This window comes from Brucella pseudogrignonensis, assembly GCF_031454375.1.
Lineage (GTDB): Bacteria > Pseudomonadota > Alphaproteobacteria > Rhizobiales > Rhizobiaceae > Brucella > Brucella pseudogrignonensis_A.
In genome coordinates this window covers 1-26253 of the sequence record NZ_JAVDQT010000002.1, presented here as the reverse complement: position 1 = coordinate 26253, position 26253 = coordinate 1, and the positions used below count along the sequence as shown (strand labels likewise).

Sequence of the window (26253 nt, the reverse complement as noted above, 5' to 3'; positions counted from 1 at the left end):
GCAGCTCGACTATAGAGAAACATAGGTTTGGGAGTTAAGCTTCCCAAAATGGCAAAAGGCGCTTTGCGCTTTAACGGCGCTCAAACAAAGTCATCAAAATAATTATAAATTTACAAAGACGCTCTCCGTTGCGCAACATACAACGGAGAGCGTCGGCTTTATTAGCGTTTAAAGCCTTCACTGGCAGCCATCAGATTCTTCGTGTAGTCGGCTGATATTTTACCACTAACAAGATCACCAGCTTCCAGCTGCTCAACCACTTCACCATTACGCATGACGGCCAGCCGCTCACACATATGGGTGACGACGCCAAGATCGTGACTGACCATAACGAAGGTCAGTTTACGGTCTCGACGCACCTGTTCGAGCAGGTTGAGCACTTCGGCTTGCACTGAGGCATCAAGCGCTGAGGTCGGCTCATCAAGAAGCAGAATGCTTGGCTCAATGATCAGTGCGCGTGCAATCGCAATACGCTGACGCTGGCCGCCCGAAAGCTGGTGCGGATAGCGGAAACGGAAGCCCGAACCCAGCCCCACTTCATCCAGCGCACGGACGATACGTTTTTCCGTATCACCTATGCCATGGATGGCGAGTGGTTCAAGCAACAGCCGATCAACGGTCTGGCGCGGATGCAGTGAGCCATAAGGGTCCTGAAAAACCATCTGAACGTTGCGATAGAAGGCTTTATCACGCGGCGTTTTGAGCAGCGTTCCATCGATGCGGATTTCGCCATCATCAACAGGTGCAAGCCCGGCTACTGCACGCAGAAGCGTGGATTTACCAGAGCCGGATTCGCCGACCAAACCATAGGATTCTCCGCGCGCGACATCGATGCTCACCGATTTCAATGCATGGAATTCATCGAAAAACACGTCGATCTTATCGACGCTAAGTGCTGGTGCAGTGCTCATAGACGCCACGCCTCCTCACGCTGCAAGGTCGGAAGCGGATGACGGTCAGTTCCGAGTTTCGGCATGCAGTTCAGCAATCCTTGCGTATAAGGGTGTTTCGCATTGGCGAGATCACTCGCTGCGATTTCCTCAACGATCTTGCCTGCATACATGACAATCACACGGTCGCAGAAAGAGGAAACAAGACGCAGATCGTGGCTGACAAAGATCAGCCCCATGCCGCGCTCTGCAACCAGCTTGTCGAGAATGCCAAGCACTTCGAGCTGAACGGTCACATCGAGCGCCGATGTTGGCTCATCCGCGATCAACATTTCCGGCTCTGCCACCAGCATCATGGCGATCATGACGCGCTGTCCCATGCCGCCCGAAACTTCGTGCGGATAGAGCTTCATCACGCGCTCAGGGTCACGGATTTGTACGGCTTCCAGCATGGCAATCGAACGGGAGCGGATTTCCGCACTCGAAAATTTGCCGTGAGCTTTAAGCGTTTCAGCAATCTGCCTACCGATAGTCATCACAGGATTGAGCGAATATTTTGGATCCTGCAAAATCATCGCAATACGACCGCCGCGCAATGAGCGGCGCTCGCGGGCAGATGTGTTGAGAAGATCGATACCGTCAAACTCAAGCTTCGTGGCGGTGATTTTCGCATGGGGCGGTGTAAGCCCCATGATGGCGCGTCCGGTTTGAGATTTACCCGAACCGGATTCACCGACGATCCCAAGACGCTCACGACCAAGCGTAAAGCTTACGCCGCGAACCGCCTCAATAGCACCCGTGCGGGTTGGGAAAGTGACGCGCAGGTCTTCAATTGTCAGAAGTGGCTTCATTGGTTGTTACCCCGCGGATCAAGCGCATCGCGCAGGCCATCGCCAAGGAAGTTGAATCCAAGGCTGACGACAAGAATCGCAATACCCGGCATGGCGGCAACCCACCACTGATCGAGAATGAATCGGCGACCCGAAGCAATCATGGCGCCCCATTCTGGCAATGGCGGCTGTGCACCAAGACCAAGGAAGCCAAGGCCGGCTGCGGTCAGGATGATGCCAGCCATATCAAGCGTCACACGTACGATCAGCGACGATGTGCAAAGCGGCATGACATGACGCAGGATGATGCGAAACGGCGAAGCACCCATCAGACGCACTGCGGAAATGTAATCCGAATTGCGAATGGTGAGGGTTTCAGCGCGTGCAATACGTGCGTAAGGCGGCCAAGACGTGATAGCGATAGCGATAATGGCATTTTCAATGCCCGGTCCCAAGGCTGCCACGAAGGCGAGAGCCAGAATGAGCTTTGGGAATGCAAGGAAAATATCGGTGATACGCATCAGAACCGCATCAACCCAACCACCTGCATAACCGGCAACGGTGCCGACCAAAAGCCCGATTGGTGCTGCAATGATGGCAACCAGAAGCACAACATACAGCGTCAGGCGCGAACCATAGATCAGGCGCGAAAGAATATCGCGCCCCTGATCATCTGTGCCGAGCCAGTAGCCCGGTGTGCCCGGAGGCAACAGACGGGCATTGGCGAGGTCGCCGGTATAAGGCGAATGCGGAGCCAGCAAAGGAGCGAAGGCTGCAACGAGCAGCAGTGCAATGATGATAAGTAGGCCAAATACGGCCAGCTTGTTGGCCGTGAAGCGACGCCAGATCATGTAAGAACGACCGAGACGTGCCTGCATACGCGATTGTGGGCGCTCTGAAAGCAGCCATTCGCGCCACGAAAGATTGGATGTTTCTGTCATTTGGCTCATCGTGTGCGCGTCCTTGGATCGAGAAGCCGATAAAGAAGATCGGACACCAGATTGAGCGCAATAAACACCGAGCCGATGATAATCGTACCACCAAGAACGGCATTCATGTCAGCATTTTGCAGTGAATTGGTGATGTAAAGACCAAGTCCCGGCCATGAGAAAATGGTTTCGGTGAGAACCGAGCCTTCAAGAAGACCTGCATAAGAAAGTGCGATCACAGTCACTAGCGGCACTGCAGCATTGCGAAGAGCATGGCCCCAGATGATGCGGGTTTCTGAAATGCCCTTTGCACGCGCTGCCACGATATATTCCTGCTCAAGTTCGTTGAGCATGAAAGAACGCGTCATACGGCTGATATAGGCAAGCGAGAAGTATCCAAGCAGAGCGGACGGCAATACAAGGTGCGAGACGATGTTGCGCAGTGCTTCCCAGTCGCGCTGGATGATTGCATCAACCAGATAAAAGCCGGTGATTGGCGTGAAAGTATATTCAAACGTGATGTCGATACGTCCGGGGCCAGCGGTCCAACCAAGGCGCGCATAGAAAACCAGAAGTGCAAGCATGCCAAGCCAGAAGATCGGTACGGAATAGCCGACGAGGCCGATTACACGCACGATCTGATCGATGATGCTGCCACGCTTAACAGCGGCCAAAACACCGAGCGGAATGCCGAACAAAGCACCGATAATTGTGCCGATGGTTGCGAGTTCCATCGTTGCCGGGAATACGCGGCGAATATCGGTCATAACCGGATTGGTTGTCAGAACAGACGTTCCAAAGTCACCCTGCAAGACACCTTTCACATAAAGGTAGAACTGCTGGTAATAGGGGAGGTTGAAGCCCATTTCCTGACGCACGCGCTCAACCACATGCGCGGGTGCGCGGTCGCCAACAATGGCCAAAACCGGGTCAATCGGCACGACGCGGCCGATGAAGAAGGTAACGGCCAGAAGGCCAAGATAGGTGGTTATGACGATAGCCAGAAAACTGGCAATCGCCAAAGCGATGGAAGAGGAGCGCCGTCGGGCGCCCCTCTTTTTCTTAACAGCTGTTGTTGTATTCAATTGTCTGACCGTTCTTCAGATCAGTCTTTGCTGACTGGTGCGAGGAAGTTCGAATCGAATGTCGGTCCGAGTTTGTAGCCCTTTACGTTGCCGCGAAGACCTGCCACTTCAATCTGCTGGAACAACATAACGAATGGGCTTGTTTCAAGCGCTTCCTGCTGAAGCTTCTTGTACTCGTCTGCACGCTTGTCGTTGTCGCGTTCGAGCAATGCTCCCTGTGTCTGCTTTGTCAGCTCAGGAATGTCCCATGCATTACGCCATGCCAGCGTTTTGTTGGATGCATCATCGCCATTGTCAGGGTTCGACGTGAAGGCTTCAGCATTCGAGTTTGGATCCCAGTAATCCATGCCCCACTGACCGATATAAAGGTCGTGGTTACGCGCACGGTACTTGGTCAGTGTCTGCTTACCATCGCCCGGAATGATGTCGATCTTCACGCCAGCTTTAGCAGCCGACTGCTGGAAGGATTCAGCAATGCCGGTGACTGGCTGGGTGTTACGAACATCGAAAGTGACCGACAGGCCATCTTTCAAACCAGCCTTGGCAAGCAGTTCCTTGGCTTTTTCGACGTCAAGTTTGTAAGGAGCTGCATCCAGAGCGCCGAGAACACCCTTTGCCTGATAGGTCTGACGAACCTCGCCAATGCCCTTGATCAGGGTCGAGCCGATTGCATCGTAATCAACGAGGTATTTGAAAGCTTCGCGAACTTCAGGCTTTGCAAGGTTCGGGTTTTTCTGGTTCAGCGAGATGTAGTAGACGGTGCCCTTTGGCGCGTCGACTGCTGCGAGTTCCTTGTTCTTCTGAACAGCTTCAAGGTCGCCCGGTTCCAGGTTACGTGCAACGTCAACGTCACCCGATTCAAGCATCAGACGCTGTGTGGCGCTTTCCTTGACGTGACGATAAAACACGCGAGCGAGCTTAGCCTTTTCGCCATAATAGTTATCGTTGCGTTCGAGAACGACAACTTCATTGGCGCGCCAGTCGCGAATTTTGAACGGGCCAGAACCTGCATAGCCGGTCTTGAGCCATGCAGCGGCATAATCGGTATCATATTTGTAGTCGTCAGTCGGTGTTACCTTGACCGAATGCTCTTCGAGCAGTTTCTGGTCCACGATTGCGCCGATGGTAGCCGTCAGGCAGTTCAGCACGAAGCTTGGTGCATAGGCTTTGTCAACTTTCAGAACGAAAGTTGTGTCATCAACCGCTTTGGCGTTTTCAACGACGTTTTCGCCATTCAGGCCGAACTGGGTCAGAATGAAAGCCGGGCTTTTATCAAGGCGAACAGCACGTTCAAATGTGTAAGCTACATCTTTTGCGGTCAGTGGGTTGCCGGAAGCGAACTTGATGTCAGGCTTCATCTTGAAGGTGTAGGTGAGGCCGTCTTCCGAAATGGTCCAGCTTTCAGCAGCACCCGGCACGACCTTTGACGTGTCGTTGATGTCAAGGCGAACCAGCATGTCGTAGGCATTGCCGATGAATTCAGCTGGCGAAAGCTCAAATGATTCAGCCGGATCGAGCGTGATGGTGTCATCAATTGCCCATGCCTGAACCAGCGTGTCAGCTGGCGTCGCCGAAAATGCTGGGTTTGCAGCCATGATGGCGGCAAAAGCCGCACCAGCCGCGAGAAGACGAAAACGTCCGAAATGGTTCATTTTAGTTCCCTTTCTGTCTATTGTTTTGTTTCCGGTCAGGCGGCTTCGTGCCAAGCCTGTTTCAATACGCGTACCCAGTTGTTGCGGCAGAGCTTTGCAAGTTCGTCGTCTTTATACCCCGCCTTCTGCAAGGCTGTGACGAGGTTTTGCGTTCCGGCAGCGTCGCCGATTTCTGCAGGGATGGTGGCTCCGTCGTAATCCGAGCCAAGGGCCACGCAATCGATACCCATGCGCTCGACCATATAGTCGATGTGACGGACGACGTCGGATAGTGGGGTTTGAGCATTTTCCATGCCGTCTGAACGCAACATGGTTGTTGCATAGTTGAGACCGGCAAGCCCTTTGCTCTCCCGGATCGCATCCATCTGACGGTCCGTCAGGTTGCGGGCAACCGGAGTAAGGCCATGGGCATTGGAGTGGCTGGCAATCAATGGCTGATCGCTGAGTTTAGCCACATCCCAGAAACCTTTTTCGGTGATGTGTGCGAGGTCGATCAGAATGCCTTTGCGATTGCATTCTTTAACCAGACGCTCGCCAGCCTCAGTCAAACCCGGACCAGTATCAGGGCTCATCGGGAACGCGAATGGCACGCCATGCGCAAAAATATTATTGCGGCTCCAGACGGGACCGAGCGAGCGCAGGCCTGCTGCATAGAAAACGTCCAGCGCTGCGAGATCTGCATCAATCGCTTCACAGCCTTCCATATGAAGCACGGCAGCGAAGGTGTCGCCTTCGATAGCTGCATCAAGCTCTGCACCATTGCGGCATAGCTGCCAGCCACCGGCTTCTTCAAGACGAAGTGCGAGCGACGCGAATTCAAGGGCGATGTCTAGGGACGGTGCGCGTTCCAGCGGTGGCGAAAGCGGCGTAACGTAATGACCGTTGGCGTCCGGCTTGCCCAGCTCGATATGTTCGCCCGATGGAACATAGATGGCGCAGATACCGCCAGCGAGGCCGCCTTTGCGGGAGCGCGGCAGATCGATATGGCCGATCTTTGTGCCGTCGATGAATTCTTTGATTGGGTCGCCACCTTTACGCTGGGTTTCCCAAAGACGCAGAAGGACATCATTATGTCCGTCGAAAACGCGCTGCATATTTCATTCCTAGCTGAACGGCTGGGTGTGCCTTGCCGCTCAATTAAAAGTCTGCCTAATCAGCTGATATATAAGAAGTTGCCCGCTAAGATAGTCAAGCGCTTCATTCCCAAAAGATTATTTTGGTACCAATAAAATATTTTAAAAACAACGGATTGAACGACAAAATGCCCAATTAGTTCTCAAATTGCATATAATGATGCAAAAAGGGCATGAGATATATGTCAGCATACATCCTCGAGAACGAAAAAAGACCCGCCCGAAGCAATGATCCTTTTTGAAATATAGCTCATGAACGGAAGGAGGACATTGAATTTGCGCCGTAAAGGCAAAAGGCCGAATGTATTGTCACGAAACTTCGTCAGGTTGACGCGATCAATACGCAAGGCAGATCAATTGCTAAGGCGATCCTGTTGATAGGCGTAACGGAAATCACAAAACACACGATAACCGCCCGCAGAATATGTATAGAGGACGGATTGGGAAACCGCTGCTCTAAACACATAATTGTCTTATATGTTTGCGTGGCCGATCTAACATTGTAATAAGCCACGCAAACAAAAGTAATGATATTTTACTTTAATATAATATCAGTCACATCAAAAATACCCGCAGCAGATATTTTATCGAGTGGGGCTATTTTGAATTCATTCTTCGCGAAAACCTGCTTTAAATCAAACTTAATGAAGTTGATTGAATCGTAAGTACGAATGTAGAACTCATTGTTAGTTAAATCACCGAGCACGGTCCAGGATGTATATTCTGACTCATACTCTTTATCACCTTCAGTAGCAAAACTTTCAATATCTAAACCACCAGATTGCGGCGGATCAATCGTTATGCCACGCGGACGATCAAAATTGTTCATCATATGGCCAAGTGCACGAACGGCCTTTTCCGGAGCTGGCTTTTCGGCAAACGTCGAATAATACGCCGCGCGCACAAACCGCCCAACTGAGGTATTTGATGCGGGCAAACCAGCTGTCGCTATACCCGAGTCAGGCTGAGAGACCTGCAAGTCACCAAACTTACCTTTTGACTGATCGAGATTAGTCAGGAAGGTATAGTTATTCAGGTTAGTCAGGTGCCACGTAAATTCCGGCCCATTGGTCATTACACCGACCGGGTTATCATAAACATTTTGCCTCTCGCTTGAGAACTCGATGACAATCGACTTACCCGCACGGTCATGTACGACAAAATGAAACGGCGTTTTTGCACCATGCAAGGGCACGAGTGCAGTTAGTATTGCGGTGTTATGGCCAAGCGCTTCTTTCACGTCTGCCGCGCTAGCAAACTGCGCCAAAACCCAAGCACCAAGATCGATTGCAGCAAGCATTGCCTTAGTCTTGGCAGTATTAGCTGCAGGACCAGATGCTCCGGAAAAGGCAAGTACGCTGAAAGTGAGACCTTCTTCGTTCACACCTTCTACAATTTTCAGGTCTGCGACACTCTCATTGGGAACCGCAATTGCAAAGATCCCATACTTGGACTGGAACTTTAAAGGCTTGTGGCCATCAACAACGGAAGAAAACTTATGCCCCTTTGGAATACTCGTAACGACATAAGGAAGCTCCATGGTTAGTTCCATGGTGCGCCCTGCATAAGCGCCACCATTCGCATCACGGAACAACAAAGCGGTACAAGCAAGCCACAAATCGTGGGGGATATTATAGTTTGATACTTCCGTCATAAACGGCACGACTGTTGAGATCAAAGACACTTTTTACGCCCCTCATAAATTCGCTCACTGGCCTGCCCCGCAGAAACCTTCGCTAAAAGAATTAAACACCAAAATTAAAACTAGCAATGAATTATAAGCAAAAAACGATAGTTGGACTTTTTAACTTTCGAAGCGGTTAAAGAGCCCCCGACAAAACGAACCTCATCCTTCGGGGGCTGCAAAAACATTTAACTAACAAATTCAAGAATTGTGCCGTTGGCATCATCGGGAGAGACGATGATACCATTCACAGCATTAGTATAAGTTACGTTGTTTTCATCAAGGACTGTGCGCACTTTATCAAGTGACCCAACATGGATGCGCAATCCAGAAAATGCTTGAATTGATGTTTTATCCAACCAAGCCGCACCATATTTGTTTTCTGCATAACTACGATCATAGATGAGCAGTTCTGCAGAGTTTTCTCCCGTCACAACGCGCCATCCGCCATCTATATGTGTTGACGATCCATCAGCGTAGAGTTTCGCAAAGCCTTCGGCGGATTTTGCCGGATCCGCGGAAATTGCGATAATTGCTGCCAGGCCATTCGCGCCATTCGCATGCTCAAGCAATTCAGGCACCCAAACGGTATCGCGCGTCTTATGCTGACACATAAAGACCATACCCTGTGGCACTTCACTCTCAGCAAACGAAACCGTCTCAAATGCTGCGACACCTTCGCTGCCATTTGGCAACTCTACGGGACGAGAGAACTTGCCCACTTCACCTGTTTGGATGCCTAATGCAGCGAGTTCTGACTTCGCCTGCTGCGCGTTTTCGATACGGCATGCAATCGCATGCAGTCCCTCGCCTTGCGCGCTCAGCCTCTCGCGCTGATGCAGGTTACCTTCTGTTTCAGCGACAATGCCGAGAAGTTCAAAATAGTCATCCGGGAACATGATTGTGTAATTGCCTGTCCCCTTTTCCTTGCTGTGAAGTCCGCGAGGACTAAGCGTGAAACCAAGGCGTCGATATTGCTCAGCACTTTTATCCAGATCGTTGACCAGAAGAAAAACGTGATCGACACCTTTAACGGGATGAGACATGCAAAGAGTTCCTTTCGCTTGATCTATTCAGCTATTCGAGTTTCGCTATAGGGATGGGCTATTCGGGGTGAGATAGTGCACGAGGAGTTTTCAAGTTCAAGCTAACAAAGACAGAATTGTTATTGAGCCGAGCTTTTACGCTTCAATTTTTTGAGAAAATTAGGATTATTTTTCGCAGAAACGACTTTGAAAGCTACCAATTAGCAATTTCACCCGTTGGAAATGCAGAAAATTGAAACTTATTAACACCCCTTATCCGGTATATTTTACCAATATTGGCATGAATATTAGTTTATCTTGACAATATCGTAGCAAATTCTAGCATAGCAGTGCTTGCATGAATTATTTGCACTTTGAAGCAGCTTTTTGAGCAGTTTCAAGGGCTTGAACAATATTGGGCATTGCGGGAAAAGAGGCTTGAAAGCCCTCCCTCAACGTCCTTCAGGGGAACAGAGAATGCATATCAGAAAAGCCGGCCTTGGCCTGTTTCTCGCCGCTTTTTCACTCGCGTCGGCGTCCTCCCACGCCGAAGAAGTGAAGCGCGGCGGCTCGGTCATTGTACACATGAACACCGAGCAGGGTGTCCTCAATCCTGCGTTGCGCGCATCCACAGGCGTTTACCAGATTACTGGTCGCATCATGGAGCCATTGATCGACCGTACTTATGAAGGCTATGTGCCAGTGCTGGCAACGAGCTGGACATCGTCAGAGGACGGTAAGGCGATCACCTTCAAGCTGCGCGAAAATGTGCGCTGGCATGATGGTCAGCCGTTCACCTGCGATGACGTATCGTATAGCGCGATGAACCTTTGGAAGAAGCTGCTGAACTATTCAACGACACTTCAGGCAAATCTGGAGTCGGTCGATTGTACTGATCCTCATACGGCAGTGTTCAACTATTCTAAGCCAATGCCGCTGGAGCTGCTCGTTGCTGCGATGCCGGATCTCGGCCATCCAGTGCCAAAACATCTCTATGAAGGCACCGATATTCTCAAGAACAAGTATAATTCGGCTCCTGTCGGCACCGGACCATTCAAGTTCGTTGAATATGAGCGCGGTCAGCACATCATTGCCGAACGTAATAATGATTACTGGCGCGGCAAAGAATACCCATATCTCGACCGTGTGATCTGGCGCTTTATGCCAGATAAGGCTGCGGCTGCTGCGGCACTTGAGTCAGGCGAAATGATGGAAACTGCTTTCAACGGCATTTCCATGTCTGATACCGAACGCCTTCAGAAAGATGGTCGCTTCGATACCGGCACGAAGGGTTTTGAAAACAACGTCGCGCATTCGACTGTTGAATTCAATCTGCGTAACCCGATCCTCGCAAATCTAAAAGTGCGTCAGGCTATATACCACGCACTTGATATTGATTTTGCGATCAAAAGCATCATGCGCGGCTATGCTAAGCCGGGCCGTGGTCCTATCCCAAGCTCGGGCGGCATCAACTATACGGACGACGTTCAGACCTATCCATATGACGTTGAAAAAGCCAAGCAATTGCTCGACGAAGCCGGTTATAAAGCTGGCCCAGACGGCATCCGCTTCAAGTTGCGCCACCGTCCTGCTCCATGGGGTGAATATACCCAGCTTTGGGCTGAATACTACGCTCAGGCGATGAAAGAAGTCGGCATCGACGTTGAAATCGTGACCAATGACGCACCAGGCTTCCTGAATGGTGTTTATCGCGATCACGACTTTGATACGGCTAGCGGCTGGCACCAGTTCCGCTCCGATCCGGCTGTTTCGACAACCGTGTGGCTGCGTTCAGGTGCTCCGGTTGGTACGGCATGGTCAAACCAGTTTGATTACAAGTCGGACGAAATGGACAAGCTGATTGATCAGGCTGCATCAGAACTTGATACAGCAAAGCGTGCTGAACTCTATCACCAGATTCAGAAGCTTGAGATGCAGGATCTGCCGGTCATCTTCGCAATCGAACATCCGTTCGTCGGCGTGACCAACAAGGCACTGAAGAACCATCACAACACACCACGTTGGGATTCTTCAAGCTGGTATGATCTCTGGATTGATCAATAATCACGATCAGGCTGTTGCCGGAACCCCGGCAGCAGCCCTCCGCGTTCCACAATAAAACTGCTTCAAATATCTTTGCAGGATAGCCCGCAATGTCCTTGCCCCCGATCCTGAGTTTTGCGCTTCGGCGCATCTTACAGGCAATACCCGTCATTCTCCTTATAATGGTCGGCTCGTTCCTCCTGATCAAACTTGCGCCCGGCGACACCGTCGACGCTCTTGTTGGTGATATGGGTGGTGCCGATCCACAATTCGTTGCAAATTTGCGTGCGGAATATGGCCTCGATCAGCAAGTCTGGGTGCAGCTGTGGCTTTATATGACCAAGCTCGCACAGTTCGATTTTGGTTGGTCCTATGTCTATGAACAGCCTGTGCTTGATGTTCTGCTGAACCGTCTGGTGCCGACACTGTTGCTGATGTTGTCCTCGCTCACGGTTGCATTTGTTTTCGGTATTGCGCTTGGCGCCTTTGCGGCACGCCGGGCTTACTCGCTGACAGACAATGCGATCTCGACACTCGGCCTCATTTGCTATGCGATGCCAAGCTTCTTCCTAAGCCTCATTCTGATGTTTGTTTTCTCGGTCAAACTCGGTTGGTTGCCGGTGGGCGGTTACAAGACTATTGGCGGTTTTTACTCAGGTTGGAAAAACGTCTGGGACATTGCTGTGCATCTCGTGATGCCGACAACAGCCCTCTCACTCATCTACGTTGCCTTCTATATGCGCCTGATGCGGACAAGCGTTCTGGAAGTTGAAGACCTTGATTATGTGCGTACAGCCCGCGCAAAAGGCGCAAGCGGTGCGCGCCTGATGTTCCATCATATTATGCGCAATGCATTCCTCCCGGTTGTGACGCTACTGGGGCTTCAGTTCTCGACTGTGCTTGGCGGTTCGGTGGTGATTGAGACGATTTTCTCACTACCCGGCCTTGGCCAACTTGCGTACACATCGGTCATCAAGCGCGACCTCAACACTTTGATGGGCATCATCTTTCTGTGCTCGATACTGGTAGTGATCGTGAACTTCATTACCGATCTTATCTATGCGCGGCTTGATTCCAGGATCGAACTGTCATGACAATTCAGGACGTCTCCCTCCCTCGCCCTCAGGCTTCCCGCACCCGCGTCTTGTGGCAACGTTTCAGCCGAAACCGCGCTGCCGTGCTGGGGCTTATTCTCTTTATTGCCGTCGTGCTAATAGCCGTTTTTGCCGACGTCATTGCACCCGGCGATCCTCTGCGCCGTGCTGGCAATCCTCTGACATGGCCATTCGTAAATGCCGCAACGCCGCTCGGCACAGACCAGCTTGGCCGTGATATTATGGCCGGCATCTTCCATGGCGCGCGCATTTCGCTGCTGATTGGCGTCGTCGCCACCATGATCTCAATAGCCATCGGAATTATCATCGGTGCGTTGGCTGGCTATTATGGCGGCTGGATTGATGACACGCTGATGCGCGTCACCGAGGCATTCCAGACCATTCCAAGCTTTGTGCTGTTGCTGGCATTGGTTGCGATTTTCGGCTCTTCAATCGAAAACATCATCATCTGCATCGGCATTGTTTCGTGGACGGCACCAGCACGCATGGTCCGTGCCGAGTTCCTCGCACTGCGCAAACGCGAATTTGTCGATGCAGCACGCAATCTCGGCGTTGGCAATCTATCGATTATCTTCCGTGAAATTTTGCCAAATGCGCTGCCTCCAGTCGTCGTCTTCGCATCTGTTGTGATGGCCACATCTATCCTGATGGAAAGTGCGCTCGCGTTCCTCGGTCTTGGCGATCCCAACTATGCAAGCTGGGGCAATATGATTGGTCAGGGTCGTGCGGTGCTACGTACCGACTGGTTCTGCTCGGTTATTCCCGGCATCGCTATTCTGCTCACCGTGCTTTCCTTCAGCCTGCTTGGCGAAGGCCTGAACGACGCGCTCAATCCAAGGCAGAAAAAGAAATGACTGCGGCTCCCGTTCTCGAAATCCAGAACCTGCAAATTGCTTTGCCCAAAGGTGCCGACCGTCCTTTTGCCTTGCAAGACCTGACACTGAGCATCAAGCCGGGTGAGATTGTCTGCCTTGTGGGCGAAAGTGGTTCCGGCAAATCGCTTTCGGCTGGCGCTATCATGCGCTTGCTGCCCGAACCACATGTGCGGGTAACCAACGGCAAAATCAGGCTTGAAGGCACTGACCTTTATTCGCTCAGCGAAACGGACATGAAGAAGCTGCGCGGCAACCGCATCGGCATGATTTTTCAGGAGCCAATGACTGCGCTTAATCCGCAGAAAACGGTTGGCTGGCAGATCGACGAAGTGCTGCGGTTGCATACCAAGCTCAGCCGCAAAGAACGGCACGCTGCGGTTATCGATATGCTGAACGAGGTCAAGATTCCTGATCCAGAGTCAGCCTATAATGCCTATCCCCATCAGATCTCCGGTGGCCAGCGCCAGCGCGTCATGATCGCGATGGCGCTGATTTTGAAGCCCCGCCTGATCATAGCAGATGAACCAACGACTGCACTTGATGTCACGACACAGGCGCAAATCCTTAAGCTCATCCGCGATCTACAACGCGAACATAACACCGGCATTCTTTTCATTACCCATGATTTTGGTGTGGTGGCAGAAATTGCCGATCGCGTTGCGGTCTTACGGCTTGGAGAGCTGGTTGAAGAAGGCCCAGCCAATGAGGTACTCAACCACCCTCAGCATCCTTACACGAAAGCGCTGATCGCATCCGTTCCAGCCTTAACGCCCCCAGCGATCAAAGCATCCGTTGAAAGTCAGCCCATCATTCTCAAAGCTGAGAACCTGCGTAAGACATTCAAAGCGCAAGGCGGACTTTTCAGTGGCAAGCGCAGTGCCGTTCCTGCGGTCAAAGACCTGTCTTTTATACTGCGTCAAGGCGAAACGCTTGGCGTTGTTGGCGAAAGCGGATCAGGCAAGACAACAGTTTCGCGGATCGTCACACGCCTTCTCGAAGCCGATAGTGGCAAGGTCGACGTGAATGGCCGCGACTTTCTAAGCGCGAGTGCACGTGAAGTGCGCTCTATGCGCAAAGACATTCAGATGGTCTTCCAAGACCCTATGGCGTCGCTCAACCCGCGCCGCCGCGTTGTAGATCTCATTGCGCAAGGCCCGATTGTCCACGGCGTGCCGAAAAAGCAAGCTCATGCCAAGGCGCGTGAACTGCTTGAACTGGTTGAGCTATCTCCAGCAGCCGCAGATCGCTTTCCGCACGAGTTTTCGGGTGGCCAGCGTCAGCGTATCGGTATCGCGCGCGCACTTGCCCTTGAGCCGCGGATTATCGTGGCTGACGAGCCGGTTTCGGCGCTCGACGTATCGGTTCAGGCACAGGTTCTGCGACTGCTGGCTGACCTGCGCGAACGGCTGAACCTTTCGCTGCTCTTTGTAACACACGACCTGCGTGTTGCTGCCCAGCTTTGCGACCGCATTATCGTTATGTCGAAAGGCGAAATTGCTGAAGCAGGGGAGACGGCAGATGTCTTCGCCAATCCGCAACATGAATATACCCAGCGTCTGCTTGCTTCCATTCCCGGCAAAGATTGGACGCCACCCCGCTTAGACAGCGTAGAATGAAAACGGCTGATAATATGCAAAACATCCAGTTCCCTCCATCCATCTGGGCTGCAACCGCACCGTCCCGCATACCCGCTGCGCCATTGAGCAGCGACACAGAAGCAGATGTTGCAATTGTCGGCGGCGGTTTCACAGGTCTTTCGGCAGCACTGCATCTCGCGAAGCAGGGCAAGCGGGTTATCCTGCTTGAAGCCAATGCTGTTGGCTGGGGTGCATCGGGTCGTAACAACGGACAAGTCATTCCAACCATGACAGCGGCTGAACCCGATGCTATTGCCAAACGCTATGGTGATGCCGGTGAGCGCTTTGCAAAGCTGATTGGCAACAGCGCTGACACGCTATTCTCTATTGTTCGCGATGAGAAAATTGAAGCAGAAGCCGAACAGACGGGCTGGTTTCAGCCAGCACATTCTCCGGGCCGCGTTAAGCTTTCTCAAGCACGCGTCGAAGCATGGAAGCGTTTTGGTTTCCCTGCAGAATATCTCGATAGCGCATCCACATCAAAGCTCTTGGGCAGTGATTTCTGGTATGGCGGCATGTTCAACCCGACAGGTGGCCATATCAACCCGCTGGCCTTAGCGCGCGGTCTTGCAGTTGCTGCCGAGCGTCATGGCGCGATCATTCATGAGCAAAGTCCGGTTACTTCTTTTGAACGTAAGGGCGATCATTGGGAAGTACGCACTGGAAGCGCAACCGTTCGTGCAAAAGGTTTTCTGCTTGCGACCAACGCCTATACCGGCGAAATAAAAGAAAGCCTTGCCCCACGTCTGGCACGTACAATCGTGCCGGTATTGTCATGGCAAATGGCAACAGCGCCACTGAGTGATAATCTCCGCGCGATGATCCTTCCGGGTCGTCAGGCTGTTTCCGATACGCGGGGCGATCTTCGCTTTTTCCGTTACGACGCGCGTAATCGTCTCATCACCGGCGGCGTGGTTATGGGCAACTACAATGTTGCAGAACGCGTGAAGCATAAGGCTGCGCGCAATCTGGCAGAAGCATTTCCTGCACTTGGTCAGCCGGAAATGACGCATGTCTGGAGCGGCTACATCGGCATGACATGGGATCGCTTCCCACGTGTTCATCAGCTTGGAACAAACGGTTGGGCATGGATCGGCTGTAATGGTCGTGGCGTTGCGCTCGGCACTGCAATGGGCCGGGAATTTGCCCGTGCGCTTGATGGCGAGCCTCTGCAAGAACTCGCACTTCCGGTTTCAGAGCCAGCACCACTGCCGTTCCACTCAATTGCTCGAAAGATTGCGCCTTTCTATCTCGCATGGCTACGGCGCAAAGATCTCACGGAACCGAATTTGTAAGTCAGACTGTCGAACATTCATGTGAAAGGTAGATCCATGAATCAATTGCCAATTCTCGAACGACGCCGCATCGAGGCTCTCGTTCTCAAAAATGTCTATGAGGTTCTTCGTGAGCGGTCAGGCGAAGAAGAAGCTCAGGCAGCTATCGGCGAAGCGGTAACACGCTCGGCGATTGATCAGGGTAAAGTGTTTGCGGAAGAGCTGGGTCGCACCCCAGACTTGCAGGACTTTGCCGATATTCTGCCGCTCTGGACAAAAGACAATGCGCTCGAAATCGAAGTTCTTTCACAGGGCAAAGATCATTTCGATTTCAATGTGAAGCGTTGCCGCTATTCGGAAATGTATCGCGACATGGGGCTTGGCCATATCGGGCATCTGCTCTCGTGTAATCGCGATGGTGATTTCTGCATCGGCTACAACCCCGAAATGAAACTGGAACGCACCCAGACGATCATGAAGGGCGCTAGCCATTGTGACTTCCGTTACAGCCTTGAGACACAGGAACAAGGAGCCTGAAATGCCGGTTGAAAACTGGACTTCGAACCAGCTTGACGAACTTATCGCCTTCCGCCGTGATCTGCATGAAAACCCGGAACTCCTTTATGACGTCAATCGCACCGCTGAAAAGGTGGCAGAAGCTTTGCGCGCTGCCGGTCTTGATGAAGTCGTAACAGGCATTGGCCGCACAGGCGTTGTCGGCGTCATTCGTGGCCAGACCAACAAGTCGGGCCGCGCAATTGCTCTGCGTGCTGACATGGACGCCTTGCCGATCCTCGAAGAAACTGGCGCAGCATGGTCATCCAAAGTGCCGGGCAAGATGCATGCCTGCGGCCATGATGGCCATACAACCATGCTTTTGGGCGCGGCTCGCGAACTGGTAAAAAGCCGAGCTTTCGATGGTACAGTCATCGTCATCTTCCAGCCTGCCGAAGAAGGTGGTGCTGGTGCAAAAGCTATGATCGACGATGGCCTTTTCAAGCGCTGGCCGGTCAATGAAGTTTACGGCATGCACAACCGCCCCAACCTCGAAGTTGGCAACTTCACGATCAATTCCGGCCCGATCATGGGTTCGGTCGATGTGCTGGATATTACAATCGACGGTGTCGGTGGACATGCAGCCTCGCCGCACCATACAATTGATCCGATCCCTGTAACGGCAGCGCTCATTCAGGCAATCCAAACGCTAACAGCGCGTACCATCGATCCGCTCGATTCTGCGGTGATTTCGATCACCACTATTCATGGTGGCGATGCGTTTAACGTCATTCCACAGTCGATCAAACTGACCGGAACCGTGCGTACATTGCGTGAAGAAGTCCGCAACCTTGTCGAAGAAAAGCTGACACGCGCGGTACAAGGCATTGCTGATGCTTTTGGCGCAAAGGCGACCCTCGACTATCAGCGCAATTATCCGGTGACCGTCAATCACGAACATGAAACGGAACTGGCAGCGCTTGCCGCAGAAGCTGTTTCCGGTGCTGATCGGGTTACCCGCGATATGCCAGCGACGCTCGGTGGCGAAGACTTTGCGTTCATGCTCAACGAAGTACCGGGCGCGATGATCAATATCGGCAACGGGCCAAGCGCCAACCTGCATCACCCAAAATATGACTTCAACGACGATGTCATTGCCTGGGGCTGCTCTTACTGGACGACTTTGGTCAAGCAGAGGCTGCCTATTTAGTTTCCCATGACCATAAAGCCGGGATTTTTCCCGGCTTTACTTTTTCTAGCTCAAGGCCCCAGTCTGAAATGATTGTTTGCATCCCCAATTCTGGAGAGCAGGCTTGTGTCATGGCTGATAGCAACAATGCCTAATTCATATTTTTGGGTAAGGCCCATTAGGAGATGCCATATCTGTGCTTGCGCAATCGGATCAAGCGCTGAGGTAATTTCATCGGCAACCAGAAAATCTGGCTTTGCGCCAAGAGCGCGCAGAATTGAAACTCGCTGCAATTGTCCGCCAGACAGCTCATGGGGATAGCGATCGTCCCAATCAGCATCAACACCTAGCATCCGGGCAGTTTCTGCGTCTCTGTCACCAGATTCAGCAATAATTTTTTTGATCTTCCACCTTGGATTCATGGCTGACAGCGGGGACTGGTACAAATACTGCACCGGCCAGCGCTCCGAAGACATCAAGCCACAACCATTTAAGGTAACTTCACCCTTATACGGCCTATTCAGACCTGCAAAAATGCGGCCAAGCGTCGTTTTCCCGCAACCGGACGGTCCTGAAATGCAATAAACAGAAGATCTTTTTAACGAAAGCGAAACGCCTTCAAACACGAGGCGCTTACCGAACCTCGCACTCAGGTTTCTGCCTTCAAGCATAGGCGCTGAATTCATTTTGTGGCAATGCACGCCAGAGTGACCTTGCGTAATGAGACCCAAGCGCCTCCCCTGCTCCATTGAACGCAGATGTTTGCACCACACAACTGATTTTTCCATCGCTCAAGACTGCGATACGATCAGCGTAGGAAAGCGCCGGTACAAGATCATGCGTAATAAGCAGCGCCGCTCCGCCCTCATTTGCGTGTTTGCGCAATTTATCCAGAATGATGTCTCGATTTGAAGGGTCAAGCCCAGCCGTTGGCTCATCCGCAATAATGAGCTTTGCGCCGCCCGCGGTGGCTTGCGCCATAAGCACCCGTCGAGCCATGCCACCTGAAAGTTGGTGTGGGTAGAGTTGAGCAACGCCGCTATCCAGTCCAACGTCAGCCAGACGTTTTTCAACGTTGGATGACTTTCCGCCCCGCTTTGCTGCCCAGCCGATTAGAGCCCCGACATTCGCCGTTGGGTCGAGATATGTTGTTTGCTGTGGCAACAAAGCGATCTCTCGTCCTCTCAATTTGCGGCGACTGTTTTCATCAAGCAGTTTGCCGCTGAAGCGAATATCGCCGGTTGCTAAGGCATTCTTTGGTAGTAGCCCAAGAATTGCATGCGCGAGCAGACTTTTGCCTGCTCCCGAATGCCCGACCAGCGCAACGATTTCACCTGCTGCGATATCGAGCGTCACATCCGACAATCGCGTTAATAGGTTCTGACGGAACAGGCCATTGTAGCGCTGGAATGAAACAGAAAGACTATCAATTTCAAGCATCATATATGGGCCTCTTTTGGACTGATAAGGCGACGCAATGCATTGGCAAGTAAGTCGAAGCACAGCACCATGATCAACAGTGCAAGCCCCGGAAAGACAGCGAGCCACCAACGGCCCCCAGTGATATGCTGCATGGCTTCCGACAACATGATTCCGACAGCGGGACGGGATGGTTCAAGACCAAAACCTAAGAATGTCAGCCCGGCTTCATGCAAAATGGCGTGCGGAAACATCAGAAGAAAACCAACCAGCATCTGTGGCAGCAGATGGGGCAGGATGTGGTTGATCAGGATGAAGCTGCGCGACTTTCCAAAGCTCCGCGAAGCTTCAACAAAAGGTGCAACGCGAACCTGAATAAGCTCAGCTCTCAAAATACGCGCAAAACGCGGCCAGTGCGAAATCGCAACGGCGATGATCACGGCGCCTGTTCCACCACCCAATGCAAAGCTGATCAGGATAAGCAGCACCAGATGCGGCATCGCGAGCATCGCATCTGTAATAAAGCCGCCAATCGCATCAGCTGCTTTACCGAGGCCCGATAGCAGCACGATAATCAGTGCGATGATAACGGAAAATCCAGCTGCTAGAATACCAACACGCAGGCTTAGCGTCAGGCCATGCAACGTGCGAGCCAGCATATCGCGCCCCATCTGATCGGTACCAAACCAATGCGCAAATGATGGCGGCAAATTGCGTATGGAAAAGTCAGAACGAACGCCGATATTGCCATAGGCCCACGCGCCAATTGAAATAGCGGCAATGATAGCCAGGGCAAACATGGCGCTGATCAGCGCACGTATGCGTCCGTTGAGCGGGAAAGCTTTCATGCTTGTCCCTTCAATCTTGGATCGACAACGCGATAAAGTATATCGGCAATCATATTGCCCGTTGAGACCACAACCGTGGTCAACATGGCGACTGCTAGTAGCAAAGCTACATCGCCACGAATACCTGCTTCCACGGCAGCGCGCCCCAAGCCAGGCCAGGCGAAAACCTGCTCTGCAAGAATGGCTCCGCCGAATATTTCACCGATTGACGCAAACAAAACAGTTAAAGCTGGCAGAGCCGAATTGCGAATGCCATGGCGCAGAATGATATCGCCCTGACGCGCGCCCTGTGCACGCGCAAAAGTAATGTAGTCTGATTGCAGAACCTCAATCAGTTTGGTGCGCGAATGCAAAGCGATCTGCGCGACACCAAAAAGCGTCAATGCCGTCAGAGGAAGGATCAAATGCTGCAAGCGCTCTATGAAAGTGACGTCTTCGGAAGGAATACCAATCGGGCCAGCGCAACATATTGGCGTCCAGCCCAGTTTTACTGAGAACAGAGCCAGCATCAGCATCGCCAGCCAGAAAGTTGGCGTGGCGGCCAAAACGTAACAATAAAGCCGAATAATGCGGTCAGGCCAGCGTCCTTCATAGGCGGCTGAAATCAACCCGAGAGAAAAGCCGAGAACTCCGGAAAGCAACCACGCTAAACCGGTCAGCGTCAGCGAAGCACCGATACGCGTGCTCATCACCTCGGCGACGGACGTATTGTAAGTGATGCTAAAACCGAGATCACCACTGAGAATATTTCCGACCCATCGCAAAAACTGCTCGTAGACTGGGCGATCCAATCCCCAGATAGCGGCAATCTGCATTTTTTGTTCTGGCCCAACATAGGCCATGGCAGGACCGAGATACGCATCCACCGGATCAATCGGCGAAGCCTTCATCAGCAGGAACACTGCGAAGGCAACGCAGATCACCAGCGCACAAAGGCGTAAAATGCGTAAGGAAATCTGAGTGGCGAGGTTTGCCGTCACTCGCAGGTCCACCGCCAGTTGGCAATTGTTGCAGTAACCGGCCAACCGTGCCCATGCGGCTCAATTTGCGTCTTTCCGAGATCAAGACACTTGTTGACGAAATAAACATGGTCGAAATTAACCAGCCAAGCCCATGAGTTATCACCCTTCAGCCCGTAATAATCAGCGGCTTCAGACCAATAAGACATTGACGCTTCAAGGCTGCCAGCGCCCTGCGCTTTCTCAAAAAGCTCCTCAACCTTCGGATTAGCGTAATAGCTTGGGTTCATGTATTCGACGCCGCCAAGCTTTTCGGCAAACAGGCTATAGAGCTGGTAAGGCGAGTGACTGCCGAAGCCAAAAACTACGGGTTCGGAATGCATGACGCGACCGATTGCATCCCAGCTTCCACCTTGCGGCGTGGCTTCAATACCAAGGGGGCGCAACAGTTCAGCGGATGTTTCGGCCAATGCTTGTCGCGTTGCGTCACTCGCAGGATAGTTGATTGGAAAAGCAGCTCTCACACCTTCTTTTGTGCGGATACCATCGTCACCAGCAATCCAACCAGCCTCATCGAGAAGTGCTTTTGCACCATCAAGATTAAAATCGATTTGATCGGCTTTCCCTGCCCATGGCAATCCATCAGCAGGGCCGAATGCAGGTGTGCCATGACCATGCAGAGCCACATCGACAACCAGCTTGCGATCAATACCCATATTGATCGCCTTGCGAATGGCAGGGTCTGACGTGACAGCATTTCCGACTTTGCGGCCATTGACATCGTGCAGCTTTGTAAAAGGCAGGCTCAAACCTCGATTATCAACGGTTTGCACGGGAACTGCCTGAAAGCCATTTGGAACCGCATCGGCTAACTGTGCCGGAACTGCGACCATATCGACAGCGCCAGCATTTGCTGCAGCTAGCCCCGGCGCTTCACCTGTGAAAAGGAAGGTGATTTTCTTAAATGGTCCTTTGTCGCCATAATAAGCGTCGTTGCGCTCGACGATAAGCTGTTCGCCTTCATTCCAAGCTACAAACTTATAGGGTCCGGAGCCGACTGGCTTACGCCCATAATCAGGACCATAGGACGCCGCAGGTACAATGCCGAGTGTATAGAATGCTTCGACGAAGGTGATCCACGGCTTGCTGAGCGAAATCTGCACCGTATCTTTATCGACAGCTTCGGCTTTTTCCATAACGCTGAGATCAATCGCGTTAGCAGATGCTTTAGCCGTATTGAATGAAAAGGCAACATCCTCCGCCGTGACTGATGTGCCATCAGAAAACTTCACGTCATCGCGCAACTTGATCGTCCAGAGCTTTCGGTCGTCAGACAGTGTCCAGCTGGTCGCCAAATCAGGTGCAGTTTCGAGGTTCACATCACGGCGCAGCAATGTCGATTGAAACAGCGGGTTCCCATAACCACCCCAGCCTGCGAGGGGATCAAACCCATTATCCGGCTCACCACCAATTGCCAGAACCAGCGTATCCTTGGGCTGGGCATAGGCTGATGTTGCACAGGTAAGTGCAACAATGGTTGCAACCGAAACGGATTTGAAATTCATCTCTACCCCCGGAGTATGATCTTTTTCCAAAAACATCTTACTTCGGTATTCTGGGGAGGCAATCCATATATTGATAAAATACGAATTTTATTTTGCTTTAAGTACATGAGAAATTGAAAGAAAAGCCCGCATCTTTCAGATGCGGGCTTTTATATAACTGGCTCGATGAATTACTTGTCCATCTGCTTTTTCATGCCCCAAAGGCTGAAAGCATTTTCCCCGTAGAGATTGTCGTCCAGACCTTCGACCTGCACTTCTTCCGGCACGCGCAGATGACCGAAAGCATCAAGGATTTTGAGCAGGATCATTGTGATAATCCAGGCATAAGCCGCGACGATAGCAACGGCCATTGCCTGAATGCCGAGCTGATAAGCGCTTGCCGACACAGCATTGATGCTGGAGCTGGCCGTTACACCGATCAGGATCGCACCTGTCATGCCGCCAACACCATGCGCGCGCCAGACTTCCAGCGTATCGTCGATCTTAAGCCACTTTTGTACATATTTTGCATTGAAGCAGACCGAAGCGCCGATTGCACCGATAAGCAGTGCGGTCATTGGCTCAACATAACCGGCAGCAGGCGTGATCGTTGCAAGACCAGTGACTGCACCAACCAGAACGCCGGAGAAAGACGGACGGCCCGATTCTTTCCACTCCCAGAACATCCAGACAAGCATAGCGATAGAGCCTGCAAGCATCGTGTTGGTGAAAGCGTAAGCTGCCAGCGCATCAGCTGCATAAGCGCCACCCGCGTTAAAGCCGAACCAACCGAACCAGAGTAGACCTGCACCGATTGCAACGAGTGGCAAACTCGCAGGCTGTGACTCTTTTTCACCGGCTGCAAGCTTGCGCTTACCGAGATATTTGGCAGCTGCCAATGCGGAGAAACCGGCAGAAGCGTGAATGACGATACCGCCTGCGAAGTCGACAACGCCAAGCTTTGCAAGGAAGCCGCCACCCCAAACCCAATGGGCTGCTGGCAGGTAAACCAGAATGGTCCAGAAAGCGATGAAGAACAGATACGCACCGAACTTGAAGCGCCCAACAAAAGCACCGGTCATTAGTGCAGGTGTGATGATGGCGAACATCATCTGATAAGCAAACACCAGAATGAACGGCACATTCGCTGCGTATTGCGGATTTGGCTCAATACCCACATGGTACATGCCAAAATAGGTGGTGATGTCACCGATGACACCGCCTATGGACGGGCCGAAGGCAAGGCTGAAACCACCAAAAACCCAGATCAGGCCGATCACGCCCATACAGACAAAGTTCTGTATCATGATCGACAGCACATCACGCTGGCGAACAAGACCACCGTAGAATAGTGCCAAAGCTGGTGTCATCATACAGACCAGCGCCGTACAAATCAGAAGAAAAGCTGTATCGCCAGCACTTATAGATTGCATGTTCTTTTTCCTTCAGAACTGAAAGTCAGAGCCATAGGTTCTTAATTTCAAAAATTACTTATCGCTGACGATGTGCTTGGCGACCGGCTTATGCGGATGCGGTGCGAAGAGTTTCTTCGGTGCGATAAACAGATAAAGTGTGAGTACGTAAGGCGCGGTAAAGGATGGTAAGCCCATTGGGGCCATCAGCACATCATAGGCCCCCTGAATGAACACGGTGACGATGGTTGCAAGCACTGCATAGGCGATGACTTTTCCATCGGTTTTGAGGAAAATCACACCCACTGCAATCGCTGTCAGAACCGGACTGAAACCATAAAGTCCCTGAACAACCGTTGCCGGATCAGCGCGCATGCCAATTGCCGTGATCATGGCTATTAGTGAGCCAAGAGCGGCGGCAATACCAGCCGGACGTGAAGCGATGAAAATGCCAATCAGGATCAGTGCACCACTGACCTCATTGCCGAGCAAAAACACCTGCGCAATGTTGCGGAAGAAGATTTGTACCAGTTCAATATTGGCCGGGATAGTCGCTGCACCCGCAACATAGTCGGAGACGAGTTTTGGAGCATCGCCCGTAACATTCAGTGCGCCAAATGAGTAAGCGCCGGCAACCATGAGCCAGCCGGTCAGCACAAATGGACCAGTTGAGCCAGGAATGCCCCAGCTTTTCGTCAGCGTTGCACTGAATGTGGCCGTGATGACCGTGCTTAATGCTGACCCAACTATGATATAAAACCAGAGCTGCGGTGTGGCGGCAATGAAAGTTGGCAGAGCAACACCAACAAGAATGCCGTTGAAGCCGAAAAGGCCTGAATTGATGGATGGCTTATCGCAATCGAGCAACTGAGCAGTCAGTGTGGCAACGATCAAGCCAATCACTGCACCAATCGTGGTGGCCCAAATGCCGGTTGCATAAGACGCATAGGCGATTGCTGCGAAAAACATCACGCCGGTAAAAGCGTTTTCCATAAAGAAAACCTGCCCCGCCCCACGAAGGCAGGTGATTGGAAAACTAACGTTCTTCTCTGCCATCTCAGTATCCCCTCTCAATCAAATCGAAGCCGTATTCGATTTTTAACGCCAGAGAAACTCTTCTGGCAGAGTGCGCCCACGGGCTTCTTCACGAACAATTTTCCAGAAATTTCGCACCTCGGCGCGCACATCGTAGCTTTCAATGCCAACGGCGCGCAGCATAAGCCCGGCATTGTTGGGCAGCATGGATACGCCAGAAATTGCGCGTGGTGCATCCGTACTGAAGTTGATCTCGACGCGCTCCTTGATACGTGCAGCAACATCCGGCGGCGTGACGCAAACAATATTTGCAAAGGCATCGAAACCGCGCATGACGCCCGCAAATTCTATCGTCGGATTGCCTTTTTCGATCAGAACCTTATCCGTAAACAGGCGCTTACCATTTGGCCGCTTTACAGAGACAAGCATGGAGAGCAAATCGAAGCCGAAACGTTCGTCTTCATGATGATGCTTGCGTCCCGTCATCATCATTTCGCCATAGATCAGCGTAGCACTCTCATCGATCACGATTTCTGTCTGATTGATGAAGCGCGAATTGCGATAAGGTATGGTGAAGTCGGGGAGATATTCGAGATAAGCCCCTGCTTCAACCGTCACCGTCTGATATTGCGAGGCATAATTCGCATCCATCTGGTGAACACGGTTTGCGCCCTGTGAGGTCACTTGAGCGCAAGCGCCTTCACCAACATGAATATCAATCTTGTAGCGATCACCCTGCAAAATGCCGCCGCCAATCGAAATGATTGAGCAAATCGGCAGTTCGGGCATCGCCTCATCCCAGTACAGCGCCTGCTGAACCAGAAGCGGTGCCACACGATACAGATCGTGCAGCACAGAGCGACCGTTACGAATAGAAAAGCCCAGACGCAACTCGCCGATTTTCCCCGGTCCGGCAGCACGCATCTGTGCTGGCTCGGTTTGATACGAGTTCAGCTCACGTGCTGCATCAAGTCGGCTTAGTCGCTCGTGTAGGCTCATGAGTTTACCCAGCAGCTTCGGTGGCGAGAACTGGCTTAACGTCAAACAGAGCCATATCAAGAATGAGCTTCATCAGATCATCAATCCCTTCACCGGTTTTGCAATTGGTGAAAACAAATGGCTTTTTGCCGCGCATCAGCTTGGAATCGCGGTCCATCACTTCAAGGCTCGCACCAACATA

The 26253-nt window shown here is 52.0% G+C and carries 23 protein-coding genes; 7 read left to right on the top strand and 16 right to left on the bottom strand.

Annotated elements, in window-relative coordinates:
* Window positions 1-161: 161 nt before the first annotated feature.
* The 8 genes from J2782_RS07885 to J2782_RS07850 all read right to left on the bottom strand — a co-directional run bounded on the left by J2782_RS07885 (window position 162) and on the right by J2782_RS07850 (window position 9249).
* Window positions 162-911 carry an ABC transporter ATP-binding protein gene (locus tag J2782_RS07885; RefSeq protein ID WP_310011178.1) on the bottom strand — a complete coding sequence of 250 codons (750 nt, stop codon included), beginning with the start codon at window positions 909-911 and terminating at the stop codon, window positions 162-164.
* A complete protein-coding gene (locus J2782_RS07880; RefSeq protein ID WP_310011177.1) occupies window positions 908-1741 on the bottom strand; it encodes an ABC transporter ATP-binding protein in 834 nt (277 codons plus the stop codon). Before J2782_RS07880 ends, J2782_RS07885 begins: the two co-directional genes overlap by 4 nt.
* Window positions 1738-2670, bottom strand: a complete 933-nt coding sequence (nikC, locus tag J2782_RS07875; protein ID WP_310011175.1) for a nickel transporter permease — start codon at window positions 2668-2670, stop codon at window positions 1738-1740. The genes J2782_RS07880 and nikC overlap by 4 nt, the downstream gene beginning before the upstream one ends.
* Window positions 2667-3677, bottom strand: a complete 1011-nt coding sequence (locus tag J2782_RS07870) for an ABC transporter permease (RefSeq protein ID WP_310012282.1) — start codon at window positions 3675-3677, stop codon at window positions 2667-2669. Before J2782_RS07870 ends, nikC begins: the two co-directional genes overlap by 4 nt.
* 77 nt (window positions 3678-3754) lie before the next feature.
* Entirely contained in the window at window positions 3755-5386 is a 1632-nt protein-coding gene (locus J2782_RS07865) for an ABC transporter substrate-binding protein (protein WP_310011173.1), read from the bottom strand.
* 35 nt (window positions 5387-5421) lie between these two features.
* Window positions 5422-6480, bottom strand: a complete 1059-nt coding sequence (locus J2782_RS07860) for a dipeptidase (protein WP_310011171.1) — start codon at window positions 6478-6480, stop codon at window positions 5422-5424.
* Between the two features lie 574 nt (window positions 6481-7054).
* Window positions 7055-8203, bottom strand: a complete 1149-nt coding sequence (locus tag J2782_RS07855) for a linear amide C-N hydrolase (protein WP_310011168.1) — start codon at window positions 8201-8203, stop codon at window positions 7055-7057.
* 188 nt (window positions 8204-8391) lie between these two features.
* Window positions 8392-9249, bottom strand: a complete 858-nt coding sequence (locus tag J2782_RS07850; RefSeq protein WP_310011165.1) for a VOC family protein — start codon at window positions 9247-9249, stop codon at window positions 8392-8394.
* A gap of 456 nt (window positions 9250-9705) precedes the next feature.
* On the opposite strand from J2782_RS07850, the gene J2782_RS07845 reads away from it, so the two are divergent.
* From J2782_RS07845 to J2782_RS07815, 7 genes are all read left to right on the top strand, one after another.
* Window positions 9706-11292 (top strand): ABC transporter substrate-binding protein, encoded by a 1587-nt coding sequence (locus J2782_RS07845; RefSeq protein ID WP_310011163.1) that lies wholly within the window; start codon window positions 9706-9708, stop codon window positions 11290-11292.
* 89 nt (window positions 11293-11381) lie between these two features.
* The gene (locus J2782_RS07840; protein WP_250042503.1) at window positions 11382-12365 is read left to right on the top strand and encodes an ABC transporter permease; all 984 of its coding nucleotides are present in this window, start codon (window positions 11382-11384) and stop codon (window positions 12363-12365) included.
* Window positions 12362-13240 (top strand): ABC transporter permease, encoded by an 879-nt coding sequence (locus J2782_RS07835; RefSeq protein ID WP_250042505.1) that lies wholly within the window; start codon window positions 12362-12364, stop codon window positions 13238-13240. The genes J2782_RS07840 and J2782_RS07835 overlap by 4 nt, the downstream gene beginning before the upstream one ends.
* Complete coding sequence (locus J2782_RS07830) at window positions 13237-14877, top strand: ABC transporter ATP-binding protein (RefSeq protein ID WP_310011160.1); 1641 nt, start codon at window positions 13237-13239, stop codon at window positions 14875-14877. The genes J2782_RS07835 and J2782_RS07830 overlap by 4 nt, the downstream gene beginning before the upstream one ends.
* Window positions 14878-14891: 14 nt before the next feature.
* Window positions 14892-16193, top strand: a complete 1302-nt coding sequence (locus J2782_RS07825; protein WP_310012267.1) for an NAD(P)/FAD-dependent oxidoreductase — start codon at window positions 14892-14894, stop codon at window positions 16191-16193.
* A 36-nt stretch (window positions 16194-16229) separates the two neighbouring features.
* Complete coding sequence (locus J2782_RS07820; protein ID WP_310011157.1) at window positions 16230-16709, top strand: L-2-amino-thiazoline-4-carboxylic acid hydrolase; 480 nt, start codon at window positions 16230-16232, stop codon at window positions 16707-16709.
* A gap of 1 nt (window position 16710) precedes the next feature.
* Window positions 16711-17877 (top strand): M20 aminoacylase family protein, encoded by a 1167-nt coding sequence (locus J2782_RS07815; protein WP_310011155.1) that lies wholly within the window; start codon window positions 16711-16713, stop codon window positions 17875-17877.
* 50 nt (window positions 17878-17927) lie between these two features.
* On the opposite strand, the gene J2782_RS07810 is transcribed toward J2782_RS07815, so the two are convergent.
* The 8 genes from J2782_RS07810 to J2782_RS07775 form a co-directional block, all read right to left on the bottom strand.
* Window positions 17928-18542: an ABC transporter ATP-binding protein gene (locus J2782_RS07810; protein ID WP_310011153.1), complete on the bottom strand. Its 615-nt coding sequence runs from the start codon at window positions 18540-18542 to the stop codon at window positions 17928-17930.
* A complete protein-coding gene (locus tag J2782_RS07805; protein ID WP_310011151.1) occupies window positions 18520-19299 on the bottom strand; it encodes an ATP-binding cassette domain-containing protein in 780 nt (259 codons plus the stop codon). The genes J2782_RS07810 and J2782_RS07805 overlap by 23 nt, the downstream gene beginning before the upstream one ends.
* Complete coding sequence (locus J2782_RS07800) at window positions 19296-20123, bottom strand: ABC transporter permease (RefSeq protein WP_310011148.1); 828 nt, start codon at window positions 20121-20123, stop codon at window positions 19296-19298. Before J2782_RS07800 ends, J2782_RS07805 begins: the two co-directional genes overlap by 4 nt.
* Window positions 20120-21103 (bottom strand): ABC transporter permease, encoded by a 984-nt coding sequence (locus J2782_RS07795; RefSeq protein WP_310011147.1) that lies wholly within the window; start codon window positions 21101-21103, stop codon window positions 20120-20122. Before J2782_RS07795 ends, J2782_RS07800 begins: the two co-directional genes overlap by 4 nt.
* Window positions 21100-22647: an ABC transporter substrate-binding protein gene (locus J2782_RS07790; RefSeq protein WP_310011145.1), complete on the bottom strand. Its 1548-nt coding sequence runs from the start codon at window positions 22645-22647 to the stop codon at window positions 21100-21102. Before J2782_RS07790 ends, J2782_RS07795 begins: the two co-directional genes overlap by 4 nt.
* Window positions 22648-22817: 170 nt before the next feature.
* On the bottom strand, window positions 22818-24059 hold the full coding sequence (locus J2782_RS07785) for an ammonium transporter (RefSeq protein ID WP_310011143.1): 1242 nt from the start codon (window positions 24057-24059) through the stop codon (window positions 22818-22820).
* Between the two features lie 54 nt (window positions 24060-24113).
* The gene (gene yut, locus J2782_RS07780; RefSeq protein WP_310011142.1) at window positions 24114-25094 is read right to left on the bottom strand and encodes an urea transporter; all 981 of its coding nucleotides are present in this window, start codon (window positions 25092-25094) and stop codon (window positions 24114-24116) included.
* A gap of 42 nt (window positions 25095-25136) precedes the next feature.
* Window positions 25137-26072 (bottom strand): urease accessory protein UreD, encoded by a 936-nt coding sequence (locus tag J2782_RS07775; protein ID WP_310011141.1) that lies wholly within the window; start codon window positions 26070-26072, stop codon window positions 25137-25139.
* Window positions 26073-26253: the final 181 nt, after the last annotated feature.